General features: G+C 56.7%; 12 protein-coding genes. 1 reads left to right on the top strand and 11 read right to left on the bottom strand.

All coding sequences use genetic code 11. The annotated features are described in order from the left end of the window. Positions 1–522: 522 nt before the first annotated feature. The 11 genes from mcsA to B1748_RS22725 form a co-directional block, all read right to left on the bottom strand. Positions 523–1,050, bottom strand: a complete 528-nt coding sequence (mcsA, locus tag B1748_RS22775) for a protein-arginine kinase activator protein McsA (protein ID WP_087570255.1) — start codon at positions 1,048–1,050, stop codon at positions 523–525. Positions 1,051–1,078: 28 nt separating this feature from the next. Next, a complete protein-coding gene (locus B1748_RS22770; protein WP_087570254.1) occupies positions 1,079–1,540 on the bottom strand; it encodes a CtsR family transcriptional regulator in 462 nt (153 codons plus the stop codon). Positions 1,541–1,875: 335 nt separating this feature from the next. Further along, the gene (locus B1748_RS22765) at positions 1,876–3,306 is read right to left on the bottom strand and encodes an aldehyde dehydrogenase family protein (RefSeq protein ID WP_087570253.1); all 1,431 of its coding nucleotides are present in this window, start codon (positions 3,304–3,306) and stop codon (positions 1,876–1,878) included. 69 nt (positions 3,307–3,375) lie between these two features. Then, positions 3,376–4,803, bottom strand: a complete 1,428-nt coding sequence (locus B1748_RS22760; protein ID WP_087570252.1) for a sensor histidine kinase — start codon at positions 4,801–4,803, stop codon at positions 3,376–3,378. Further along, a complete protein-coding gene (locus B1748_RS22755; protein WP_087570251.1) occupies positions 4,803–5,483 on the bottom strand; it encodes a response regulator transcription factor in 681 nt (226 codons plus the stop codon). The genes B1748_RS22760 and B1748_RS22755 overlap by 1 nt, the downstream gene beginning before the upstream one ends. Before the next feature lie 39 nt (positions 5,484–5,522). Then, positions 5,523–6,617 (bottom strand): FecCD family ABC transporter permease, encoded by a 1,095-nt coding sequence (locus tag B1748_RS22750; protein ID WP_256975876.1) that lies wholly within the window; start codon positions 6,615–6,617, stop codon positions 5,523–5,525. A 12-nt stretch (positions 6,618–6,629) separates the two neighbouring features. Further along, positions 6,630–7,586, bottom strand: coding sequence for a heme ABC transporter substrate-binding protein IsdE (gene isdE, locus B1748_RS22745; RefSeq protein ID WP_087570250.1), 957 nt, complete (start codon positions 7,584–7,586; stop codon positions 6,630–6,632). 43 nt (positions 7,587–7,629) lie between these two features. Continuing rightward, a complete protein-coding gene (isdC, locus tag B1748_RS36985; protein ID WP_256975875.1) occupies positions 7,630–8,772 on the bottom strand; it encodes a heme uptake protein IsdC in 1,143 nt (380 codons plus the stop codon). Between the two features lie 186 nt (positions 8,773–8,958). Next, positions 8,959–9,291, bottom strand: coding sequence for a heme oxygenase (gene isdG / locus B1748_RS22735; protein WP_087570249.1), 333 nt, complete (start codon positions 9,289–9,291; stop codon positions 8,959–8,961). 102 nt (positions 9,292–9,393) lie between these two features. Then, the gene (locus B1748_RS22730) at positions 9,394–10,392 is read right to left on the bottom strand and encodes a FecCD family ABC transporter permease (protein ID WP_087570248.1); all 999 of its coding nucleotides are present in this window, start codon (positions 10,390–10,392) and stop codon (positions 9,394–9,396) included. Continuing rightward, positions 10,389–11,402, bottom strand: a complete 1,014-nt coding sequence (locus B1748_RS22725; protein ID WP_256975874.1) for an ABC transporter substrate-binding protein — start codon at positions 11,400–11,402, stop codon at positions 10,389–10,391. Before B1748_RS22725 ends, B1748_RS22730 begins: the two co-directional genes overlap by 4 nt. A 641-nt stretch (positions 11,403–12,043) precedes the next feature. Here B1748_RS22725 and B1748_RS22720 point away from each other — a divergent pair. Further along, complete coding sequence (locus B1748_RS22720) at positions 12,044–12,463, top strand: NEAT domain-containing protein (protein WP_087570247.1); 420 nt, start codon at positions 12,044–12,046, stop codon at positions 12,461–12,463. Positions 12,464–12,625 lie beyond the last annotated feature (162 nt).

The following is a 12,625-nucleotide window of genomic DNA, read 5'->3' as shown; positions in this document are numbered from 1 at the left end:
ATTCGACATCGAATTTTGAACTCAGCCGGTCCTTCCGGTTCTCACGTAGCTCTGCTACGCTCCGATCCTCAGGCCTCGACTTCGTCCAACCTTCTCGGTACTGCCAATCGAACCTTTTGAACTTTCATTTTGTGGTGGTTCAAAAGCTTCAATCGTCATTACGATGTTATTTCAGGAAGCTTATTCGACATCGAATCTTGAACTCAGCCGGTCCTTCCGGTTCTCACGTAGCTCTGCTACGCTCCGATCCTCAGGCCTCGACTTCGTCCAACCTTCTCGGTACTGCCAATCGAACCTTTTGAACTTTCATTTTGTGGTGGTTCAAAAGCTTCAATCGTCATTACGATGTTATTTCAGGAAGCTTATTCGACATCGAATCTTGAACTCAGCCGGTCCTTCCGGTTCTCACGTAGCTCTGCTACGCTCCGATCCTCAGGCCTCGACTTCGTCCAACCTTCTCGGTACTGCCAATCGAACCTTTTGAACTTTCATTTTGTGGTGGTTCAAAAGCTTCAATCGTCATTACATCTCCGCGATCTTGCGTTCCAGCTCTCGGATTTCGTCGCGCAGAGTTGCCGCGCTTTCGAATTCCTCTTGCTCGATATGGGTATGCAGATCCTTGCGCAATCGTTCGATCTCGCGCCTGCACTGGATAAGGCCTCCCGAACGTTTCGGAATTTTACCGTTGTGCGTCGTGCTGCTGTGCACCCGCTTCAGAAGCGGATCCAGACGCTCCGAGAATGCTTGGTAACAGGAGCTGCAGCCGAATCGGCCGATCTTGCTGAATTGCGTGTACGTTAGACCGCATTCCTCGCAGCGTATCGGCTGCTGAGGAGCACCGGACAAAGCCGATGCCGAGTTGCCTATTGCATTAAAGTCCAGCAGTCCCGATAACAGGCTGTGGATGGAGAAGCTGTTTGGTGAACCCGGAATGCCTTCGCCCCGTTCGCGGGCGCAGCCTTCGCAGATGTGGAATTCCGTCTTCTCGCCGTTTACGATTTTCGTAAAATGAAGCGTAGCCGGCTTCTTGCCGCATTCTTGGCAATACAAAGCTTCGGTCCCTCCCTTCCGCTATTCCCTATTTGGCTAGCAATGAGATGAGCATCGCTCTCAACAGCCTTGCGCGAATCTCATCCCGCATAGGCAGCACCAGGGCAATTGTGTCCCGATGGATCGCCGCCCGCAGCAGATTCGACTCCCTTACTGTAATCATACCCGCTTCATGCAGCTGATAAATCAGGCCCTCCGCGGCGCTTTGGTCGACGCTGTCGCCAATCGTTCGTTCAATATGGTACTGAAGGTTCTTGAGTGCGGGCAGATCGACTCGCTGAATGCGGATGTAACCGCCCCCGCCCCGCTTGCTCTCCACCATGTACCCCTTCTCCAGCGTAAAACGCGTGCTGATTACGTAATTGATCTGGGAAGGCACGCAAGAGAAGCGGTCGGCAAGATCGTTGCGTTGAATCTCCACCGCGCCTTCGTCGCTGCCGTCAAGCATTTGTTTGAGGTGATGTTCAATGAGATCGGAAATATTACGCAAATCACCAACCTCCCTGAGTATCGTCTTCAGAAAGCCAAATCCCCCGATACTTACCTTTGCAGAGCATCAGGACAGTTAAGTGTCAACTCGTTGACTTTGACTTTCTTTGACTTTAGTTTTATTATACTCAAAAAATCCCGAGGGTCAAGATGGAATGTTTAAATTTTCTGACTACTTGCATGTATCATCCTGACCATCTCGCTAAACGACCCAAACTTCCTATATTTGAACAAAAAATAGAGCCAGAGCACACCTCTATATATGTAGCTTGGTGCGCTCTGGCCTTATTTATACTATGAGACCCTAGTCCGGCCTGTTTTTCGGGGACATGGAATTCACCAAATTTGGCGATTCACGACGATCAGCTTCATCTCCGTCATTTCCTGCACGGCATACTTTACGCCTTCGCGGCCCGTGCCGCTTTCCTTGACGCCTCCGTAAGGCATATGATCGACTCGGTACGTCGGAATGTCGTTAATGATGACGCCTCCGACATGCAGTTCGTCCGCCGCTCGCAGCGCAAGGCCGATATCGTTTGTAAAGATGCCCGCTTGAAGTCCAAATCGGGAATCATTGACCGCGGCGATCGCTTCGTCCATGCTGCTAACCTTGCCGATGTTGACCACGGGAGCGAACAACTCCATGCATTTGACCTTCATGTCCTCAGCCGTGTCGACCAGCACCGTCGGCTCCAGAACGCCTTCGCGAAGTTTGCCACCGGCAATTAGTCTGGCTCCGTTCTCCAAGGCTTCCCCGATCCAAAGCAAAGCCCGTTCGGTCTCAACCGGTGCAATCATGGCTGAGACATCCGTATCCTTTTCCAGCGGGTTGCCGATCTTTAGTCCCATCACAGCCAGGCGCATACCCTCCACGAACCTCTCGTACACATCGTCATGCACATAAATCCGTTGCAGCGAGATACATACCTGCCCTTGATTCGAGAACGCGCCCATGACACATCTCGGAATTATTTTCTCCACATCGGTATCGCGGTCGATGATAAGCGCCGAGTTGGAACCTAGCTCCAGCGTGACGCGCTTAAGTCCGGCCTTCGCACGCAACGCTTTGCCCACCTCCGGACTCCCCGTAAACGTCACCATCGCCACGCGGTCATCTTCCACGATGGCATTGCCGACGACGCTGCCCGCTCCCGTAACGACATTAAGCGCCCCAGACGGCAGGCCAGCCTCATGAAACAAATCCGCGATCAGATAAGCAGAGAGCGGTGTCTGACTCGCTGGCTTCAGCACGACCGTATTGCCGGCGGCCACGGCCGGTCCGACCTTGTGCGCCACTAGATTCAACGGGAAGTTAAATGGCGTGATGGCGCCGATAACGCCCAGCGGCTCGCGAACGGTATAGGCCAGCCTTCCTTCGCCGCCCGGCGCCGCGTCCAGCGGGATCGTCTCTCCGTACAGTCGCTTGGCCTCCTCGGCAGCGAACTTGTACGTTTGTACCGTCCTGTCTACCTCGGCAAGCGCGTACTTGAGGGGCTTTGCCGCCTCCAGCGCGATGATCCGGGCGGCTTCCTCCCTGCGCTCTCCCAGCAGTGAGGCTACCCGCTCCAGAATCGACGCCCGCGCATGGGCGGGCATCGCTCGCATCGAATGCCGTGCGGCGTATGCGGCAGCGATCGCTTCGCCAGTTTCCGCGCGGCTCGCCATTGCGACCTCCGCGATGATCTCTCCCGAATGCGGCGCCCTCAACTCTCTATAAGCTGCAGCCTCTCGCCGCCGACCGCCGATCCATAACGACCTTCTTTCCATCTCATCCGCCTCCTTACTCTTGTTGCATTATATCACAAGCATTGAATAACGAAGGCGCCCGATACGTTCCTACAATTTAAAAAATGGATTAAAAGGGAGAATGTTGACTTGTTTGCCCGATTCAAGCGGCAGACTCACGGTAAACGTTGTTCCCGCGCCTGACCGGCTTTCCACGCCGATCGTTCCGCCATGCTGATGGACAATACGCTGCACGATGGATAGACCAAGTCCCGTGCTGCCGGACTTCCTTTCTCTCGCCTTGTCCGCGCGGTAGAAACGATCGTAGATGAACGGCAGATGCTCCTCGGGGATGCCGTCGCCCGTATCGGATATCCGGATCACGGAGCAACCGTCCTCGATATGGCCTTGAATCTGGATCGCGCGGCCTGCGGGGATATACTTGACCGCGTTGGAGAGCAGGTTCGACCATACCTGCATCAGAAGCACCTCGTCGCCGTGCACCTGCATGCCGGAGGGCACCAGCAGCCGCACGGCGATCTCCTTCTCGGCCAGCTGCCATTCCAGCAACTGAAGCGTCTGGCGCAGCTGCGGTTGAAGCGGGAAGCTCTTCTTCTCCGTCGTTTGGTCGGCATGATCCAACGTCGAGAGCAGCAGCAGCTGACGGCTTAGCGTCGCAAGATGCCGCGTCTCTTGTCCGATAATGGCGGCGTATTCCCGAACCCGCGCGGGATCGCTCTCCTTGCCGAGCAGCGAATCCGCATAACCCTGAATCGAAGCGAGCGGCGAATGAATCTCATGCGACACGTTCGCGACGAATTCCTTGGTGCGCTGGTCTGCGCGTTCCAGCTCCATACTCATCGTCTGAAAATGGCTCGCCAGCTCGCCGATCTCGTCCTTCCGCCTGGTCGGCAGTCTAAGCTTGTATTGCCCTTGGGCGATCCGCTTTGTCGCTTCCTTCAACTGGACGATGGGTTGAACCAGATATCGCGTGCTGAGCATGAAGTAAGGTACGCTGAACAGGACCGTCAACATGAACATAAAGAAAAAAAACGTGCGCAGCTCGTCGAAGTGGACATTGCTGTCGTGACGCAGGAAAAGAGCGTACCTGTCGGCTCCCGCCGTCACCTGTACGCCTACGGTATTGCTGAGCGTATTATCGAAGTAACCGGAGGAAAACGCCTTGTTCGGAAATCCGGCAATGCCGTGATACTGTCCTCCTTCCAGCACTTGCGCCTTAACCCCGTTACCCAGATCCTTCTTTGCAAAATCTCTTCCATAATACAAATCGTTGCCCGCTTCGTCGTACGCGTACAGCTGGTAGCCCAATTCCGCCGAAGCCCTGAGCGTATCGCCCATCGCCTCCGGATGCGCCTCGATATGCCCCTTCACGTGCAAAAGCGTGCCGAACAGCTTCTCGTCCTGATAGGGCTTCAGCGACCAATGATAATAGACGTTGGCGACATAGAAGCCCAGGAAGCTGCTGATGAGTATCGTATAGAGCGTAATCAGGAACACGCGAAAATAAAGCGAACGCATTAAGCCAGCACCTCGAGCTTGTAGCCGACGCCGCGAATCGTATGGATGTGGAAACCTCCGCCACCCTCCGAGAACCGCTTGCGCAGCCGTTTGATATGAACATCCACCGTCCGTTCGTCGCCGCCGTAATCGGAGCCCCAGATGAGATGGATCAGCTCGTCGCGCGAGAATACCCGCCCGGGATATTCCGCCAGCTGGGCCAGCAGCTCGAACTCCTTGAGCGGCAGCAGGAGGACTTCGTCCCCGTCTATCACCTCGTAATTTTTACGATCGATGACGAGACGGCTCAGCCGGATTTTGTCGCTAGAGGCGAAGGAGTACCGGCGGAACAGGGCTTTGACCCGGAACAGCAGCTCCGGCAGCTCAAACGGCTTCGTCACGTAATCGTCCGTGCCGCTTAAGTAACCTTGCTCCTTGTCGCTGAGCTGGTCGCGCGCGGACAGGATGATGATGGGAATGTCATAGTTTTTGCGGGTATATTCGCAGAGCGTCAGTCCGTCCACTTCCGGCATCATAATATCCATAATGACAAGATCCACGGCCTGATTCTCCAGAACGTTTATCGCCTCGCGACCATTTTGCGCTTCCAGTACCCGGAAACCTTCTTTGGTCATATAGTGGCCCAGCAGGACGCGGCTATTATAGTCATCGTCCGTAATAAGCAGCTGCTTCATGCGTATTCCAACCCTCCCGTGCTCGCGGCCGTCTCCGCCGCTCCTTTATTTATTCAGTCGATCGCTTCTCTTTAGCATGATGATAAGAAACGGGCCGCCAATGACCGCCATTATTATAGAAGCCGGTATTTCCGCGGGGGCCAATACCGTTCTTCCGATCGTGTCCGCCGCCAGCACCAGCAACGCCCCTCCGATCGCCGAGAACGGAATAAGCAGCTTATAGCTCGAGCCTACCAATGCCCGGCCGATGTGCGGGACGAGCAGACCGACGAACATGATGAGTCCGCCGATGGCCGTTGCCACCGAAGCCAGCAGTACCGCCGCAGCCGAGATGAGCAGCCTGACGCGCACGACGCGAAGCCCCAGATTGCGGGCCGTCTCGTCATTAAAGGCCAGCATATTGCACCAGCCTCCCAGCAGCAGCGATACGATCAATCCGATCCCGCCGAAGATAGCGAGAATATGGACATCCTCCCAAGTCTTCATCGTGAAGATGGAAGAGATGGCTTGATTGACGCTGGTTACGGCGTAGCTGCCCCTGTAATTAAAGGATTGCCCGAGCCCCGTAAACGTCGCGTTGATCGCGATGCCGACCAGGATGAGCCGAAGAGGGTTCAATCCCGTGCGCCAGGAGAGAGAATAGACCAGATAACAGGCCAAGGCGCCGCCCAACACGGAGAATAACGGCGACCAGAAGTAGAGCATCGGGAACAGCGTGACGACCGTGATCGACACAAGCCCCGCTCCTGACGAAATGCCGATAATGCCCGGCTCCGCGAGCGCATTTTTCATAACGGCCTGCAACAGCGCTCCCGATACGGCCAGCGCGGCTCCCGACAGCATGGAGACGATAATGCGCGGAAAACGCAAATCTTTAATAATCCCCACCTGCTCGTTCGTGCCGCTCATGAGTCCGCTCAGCAGCTCGCCGAACGACACCTTGATACTGCCCGTCATCGCGGAGAACAAGGCGAGCCCCGCCAGCAGCAGGATTGTAAAAATGATCAGGCCATAAGGTTTAAGCTTTCTCCACGATCTGCGGGTTGCCTTCGCGACAGCTCCTGCATACGGGCGCGTGCCCATTGGCAACGCTTCGTCTGCACGTTCCGTCTGATCTGTCTTTGTTATCGGTTTATTCATGTTCACGTTCCTCTACGGTTCGTCGGGATACAGCATCGGCAGCAGCGCCTCCAGCGCCTCACCGACCGCCAAATTCCCCGTGGTGCCGAAGAGCGGCTCCGGCAGATCATAGACCCGGTCATTTTGCACCGCCTTGAAATGATGCCAGATATCGTTTTTCTTAAACTCCTCGTCGAACATCTTTACAACCTCTTCCGGCATGCCATGCGCGGCGCGCAGAATGACATCGGGATTGGATTGGTGAAGGTATTCCGTGTTGGAGGCCAGAAACTCCACCTTCTCGCCTTGCACGATATTGACGCCGCCGAGCAGTCTGACCAGATCGCCGATATAGGAGTGCTCCGTCGCCACGAGATAACTTCCCGGGACGCCGAGAAGGATAAGCACCTTTGGCTTCTCCTTGCCTTCCGTCGCCTGGCGGATCTTCTCCAGCGTCGCATTGTATTCGCTGACGATTGCGGCGGCCTTGTCTTGCTTGCCGTATTTCTCGCCCAGCTTCACAATCTCCGCCTGCATCCGCTCCAGGCTGGTCAAGTCCAGGAAGGTCGCGTCAATGCCCGCATTGTCGAACACGGGCTCCAGATCGTATTGCAGCGTCGTGACCGACAACACTTCGGTCGGCTTAAGCGACTTCACCAGCTCCATGTCCGGACTCATCGGATTGCCGACCTTCGTCACCTCGTCGTACCTCTCCGGCAGCGTCTTCACGCTTTTCGGGATGCCAATCAGATCGATCTCCAGCAGGTCCATAATTTGCGTTATCGCCACGGTCGTCGACACGATGCGATGCTCCTCCGGCGCTTCCGCAGCTTCCGGCGCGGAAGCGCTCGGGGCCGCCGACGCCGTTACGGCCGGAGCCTGAGTTGCCGCTCCGCCCGCAGGCCCCTGCGCGTTTCCGCAGCCTGCCGCTACAAGCAGGCACAGCGCGATCCATGCCGCCGCTGCCAGCTTGCCGCTTCTTCTCAACATGTATTCAATCCCCCTATTTGTCTTATTTCCGTCCCCTTTTGTATTACCGAACTTTCCGTTTCCAAATATAGAACGCCCCAGCTCCCAGAACGAGCACCGCCGCAATCGGCGTCCACCAGACCAGCCCGCTTCCGCCCTTCTTTTCGGCCGGCGCTTCCATCGACTCTCCGGCCGCAAGCGTCGTCACGGCTTCGCCCCCCGGCACATCGCCATCGGCCAGCTGCACGTCGCCGCCTCCTACCGTGTCGCCGCCGCTTTCCGTCGCATCGCCGCCTTTCGACTGTACGTCGCCACCTTCGGCGGATTCTTCTCCTTCCGCATCTCCGGCTACCTGATCGGCTTCTCCTTCACCGGTCTCACTGTTCTTCGTGCCATCTTGCCCTGACACAGGCGAACCCGATGACACCCTTGTGCCGCCTTCGCCAGCAGCCGTTGTTGCCGTTGCCGAAGGGAGAGGCTCGGCAGCCGAGCCGCTATCCGTCGGCGCTGCCGCTGGCTGTGCCGCGGCGGAAGACCCGCCCGCAGGCTTGACGCCCGTTGCCGATTGTTCGGTCGAACCGGCCCCGCTGCCAGTAAGCCCGCCGCTTTGCGCCGGTTCCGCCGTTGCAATCGGCTCCGTAGTAGCCGGCTTCGCTGCCGGCACGGTTGCCGGCTCTGCCGTTGCAGTCGGCTTCGTTGTCGCCGCATTCGAAGGCTTTGTCGCTGCCGTCTGCGCCGGAGCTGCGCCTTTTACCAGCTTGAAGCTGTCGTGGTCGAACACGAATCGGATCGTATAATCGTGGTCGTAATCGATTTCCTCAACGGTCACGTGGATTTTGGAGAGAATCGGCTCCGTAATGTCCGCCGGGAATTCCACCAGCCGCGTATCCGCTTTTTTGTTGGAGCTGACGACCTTCGTATTCACGAACGACCCTCCGCTTCCCGGTACCTTGAACTCCGTCACCCAGAAGCTATGGTTGATCGTCACCCTTACCGTCGCCTTGCCGTCCTTGATCATGACCGTGGCAGGCTTCTCCCAATAGTCGTTCGCCATGGAGACGGAATCGTTCTCCGCCTTCAAGATGAGGTAATTCGCTGTATATGTACCGTCCGCAAGATCTCCCGCGGCCATCATGCTTGCCGGCCACCCCAGCAGCGCTATCCATAATGCGGCCAGCAAGCCGCTAATCTTCGCCTTCGTTGTCAACGCATTCCCGTCCCTTCCATATATAAAATCATTATATATGATAATGATAATTATTATCACTAAATATCCTACCAATTATTTGAATTCGCTGTCAACCCTGGCCTCTAATTATTTTCTTGCCCCGATTCCATGCAAAAGGGCTTCAGGAGCCGACAGTCGACCCCCAAAAGCCCATTCGCCATCGTCTTAAGCGCCCTGGGCTTCGGCCTCGGGGAGCGGGTTCCGCACGATCTTCACGTCATAGAAGGCAATCTTGTTGGAGATGATGTATTCCGGCGTCTCCCGGTGGGAATGGGATTCGCGGAACGCCTCGCTGCGCGTCCATCCCTGGAAGTCTTCCTTGCTCTCCCAGCGCGTGCTCACCGTCACCTCGTCATACTCCTTCGTGTTCTCCGTCAGCATGACTTCGAGACCCAGGAAACCTTTCATCCCTTCAACCTTGCCCACCTTGTCGAAGCGTTCGATCAGCTTCGCTCCGTTGCCCTTCGTAATTTGCGATACGTTCGTAACAATAACCATTGTCGATTCCTCCCTGGATTGTGGTATTGGCATTATTTCAAGATTAGCGCCTTGCAAGTTATGGCTGATGCCGACCGTGGTCAGCGCCCCAGTGACGGTCGTCTATCGGATCAGTCTCCTCTTCTTGAGCAGCATCAGGAAAAACGGCGCTCCAATACATGCGAGCAAAATACCAGCCGGCAGCTCCAGCGGATCGAACCAGCTTCTCGCCGCCGTGTCGGCAATGACCATGATCGCGGCTCCGCCGACGACGGAATACGGCAACAGAAATCGGTAGTCCTCGCCGATGAGCAGCCGCACGGCATGCGGCACGATCAACCCCACGAAGCCCACCAGTCCGGCGACGCTAACCGCTGCGCCCGCCAGCAAGGACGCCAATGCGACGATCAGGAAGCGCTGCCGCTCGACATGCTGGCCTAATGACGATGCCGACTGGTCGCCAAGCATAAGCAAGTTCGTCGTCTTCGCCGCGAACGGCACCAGCAGAAGACCCGCTGCCGCGTAAGGCAGCATGAAGTGCAGATGCGGCCAGCTTCTGCCGCTCAAGCTTCCCGAGAGCCACGGGATGACGCTCTGAATGCGATCGCTGTTCAGCACCATGATGCCGTTCATCACGCCGCCCAGCAGCGCGTTCACCGCGATGCCGGCCAGCACGATCTTAACGGGCGAGCTGCTTCCGTCCCAGGCCAGCAAGTAGATGATCAGGGACGAGACCAGCGCTCCCGCGAAGGCGAAGCCCGGCAGCAGATAAGCGAACTGCGGGAAGAGCACTAACGCGATAACCGCCGCTACTCCGCCGCCCGCCGACACGCCGACAATGCCGGGATCCGCGAGCGGATTGCGCATGACGCCTTGCAGCAGCGCCCCCGAAGCGGCGAGGCACGCGCCGACGAGCAAGCCGATCAGCACGCGCGGAAGGCGCAGATTCCAAATAATCGATTCGTGGGCGGTATCCCCCGCCCCGAACAAGGTGTGCCAAATCTCAGCCGGCGAAATCGACACCGATCCGCTTCCGATGCCGTACAGCATCGATAGAATAAGGAGAGGGCCCGCGCCAATGGCCATCCAGCGCCTTCGATTATTCCTCACCTTTACGTTCATGGCGCGAGCAGCTCCGTCAGCAGCTTAACGGCTTCGGGCACTCTCGTACCGGGGTTGGTCCCGAACAGCTCCGCCGGAAGCACGTGGATGCGTCCTTCGCGAACAGCCGCGAGCGAATTCCATGCCGGATTCCCCTCCATCTCGCGAACGAAACCCTTCTGCACCTCTTCCGAATTGCCGTGCGTCATGATCATGATGACATCAGGACTTGCTTCCATCACTCGCTCCGTGTTGAGCTGGGCGTACTGCGGGTAATTCTGCAGCCGCGGGAATTCCGCCGCCATGTTGCGTCCCCCCGCCGTCTCCAGCAGGTTGCCGGCCAGCGAGTTCGGCAGCGCGGCCAGGTATGTACCCGGCGCGCCGTATACCATTAGCACGCGCGGAGCGTTCTCGGAGGCCGCGGCTTTCAGTTCCGCCAGCTCTCCGTCCAGCTTCGCGAGCAGTTCGGCCGCCTTCTCTTCCCGCTCCAGCAGCTTGCCGAACAGTTGTATTTGTTGCTTAATATCCGCAATCGAATTGCCTTGCGTCAACACGATCTTCGACCCTATGCTCCCCAGCAGGGGGACGTCGTTGCTGTTAATGGGATAATTGCCGAGCACGACATCCGGCTTCAGCGACGCGATCTTCTCCAGATCGACCGTGTGGACGGAGCCGACGACGGGCACGTCCGCTACTTGCTCCTTTAGCAGTCCGCCGTTATCTTCCGGTCTGCCGACCACGGATGCGCCCAGCGCATAGACGATATCCACCTCGCCGTTGCCCAGCGCGACGATCCGGCTCGGGGCCGCTTGAAACGTTACCTTCCGATCCGCGAAGTCGGTGACGGTTATTCTCCCCTTCTGCTCTCCCCCGCTTGCCGCTCCCGCGCTGCAGCCCGCCAGCAATCCGGCTGCCGATATTGCGGCTGCGATGATCAGGAGCGGCCTGCTCGCCGTATGAGCCTGTTCCCGCCCCTGCCGCTTTGCACCGGCATTTCTCATTGTATCGATAGCTCTTCTGACTGCTTCCAATGCCAGTTACCCTCCAACCTCCGCGCCGCCCTCTTTTTGAGAGAGATTATCATTAACGCTTCACGAGGATTTTACTTCCGCAATGTGAACGGAGCGTGAACTTCAGATTACAGTTTTGTCGGAGGAGCCTTTGGCCGCCTCGGACTCTCTAAGTCTGGCGCAATTCCTAATTCCCGATCGAACTGTTGAAATCATCCCTCAGCCCGCGACAACGTAGGAAAAGGACCTTCTCCCAGAAGACGGAGTAATGTACGCAACGGCTCATCGATGGATAGCCTTGGGAAAATGTAATCTAAAGTTCATACTGCGTTCATAATCCGTCTGTAGAATTCAGTGTGTCACCGGCGATGTACACGCCGGGCAACTTTCTGAGAGAGAAGCAAAGCGGCGTATACCGGTGCGTCCATGCTTCAACCACAGAATTTTTTTTACAACATGAACGATAATGATTATCATTATCTTGCATCTTTGTCTGTTTCTGTGGCTCTGCCACCTGCACTTATCTGCTGACGGGAAGGAGGCCTCCATGGCCCGCCGACGCGTGGCGCCATCCCATGCTTGACCCAATCGTTGTCCTGTCGTCCTGGCCCAGCGTCTCCGATGAGACGACTACGAACTTACGCTAAAGGAGAGAGAAACTAATGAAATTTTCGTTAAAAAAAATGCTGCCTGCCATGTTGATGGCCCTTGTCCTATCCGTTGTCATGATCGTAAGCTCCGCATCCGCCGCCAGCGACCTGAATTTCAAAATCGTGAAAGCAGCTAACCCGTCGGAAACGTCCGCAGCTGACGGTTATGCCATTAAACCCGCATCGCTTGCCAGCGACGGCGAAACGGTCACGCTCGGATTCTCCACATCCGTCTTGTACAACATTTACGGCCTGAGCATCTCCCACGATGGCGGCACGACGTATACTTCCTACACGGGCACGACTTCGGGCGGCAATATCTACTACACGTTCCCTATTGACGATTTCGGCGTGAACGCCAAAGCGAAAATCTCCGTATCGGTATTCGGTCTGTACAACCAGACCCATGATATCCAAATCGAATGGCTCTAAGGCGTAAACGGTAAAACATAACGGGCTGCCGCCGCGAGATTGCGGTGCAGCCCGTTCGCCACGACTTTTTCCGTGGTCCCTATATAAAGCAGCATCAGAGCGCCATTCATGCACGCATTCCGTAAACGTTATGCTTTCGTCGCGCAAGCGACGGGCAGGCCG

This window comes from Paenibacillus sp. MY03, from assembly GCF_002165585.1.
Lineage (GTDB): Bacteria > Bacillota > Bacilli > Paenibacillales > Paenibacillaceae > Pristimantibacillus > Pristimantibacillus agaridevorans.
Note: the sequence above shows the minus strand (reverse complement) of the source record. Positions and strands in the feature narration are given on the sequence as shown.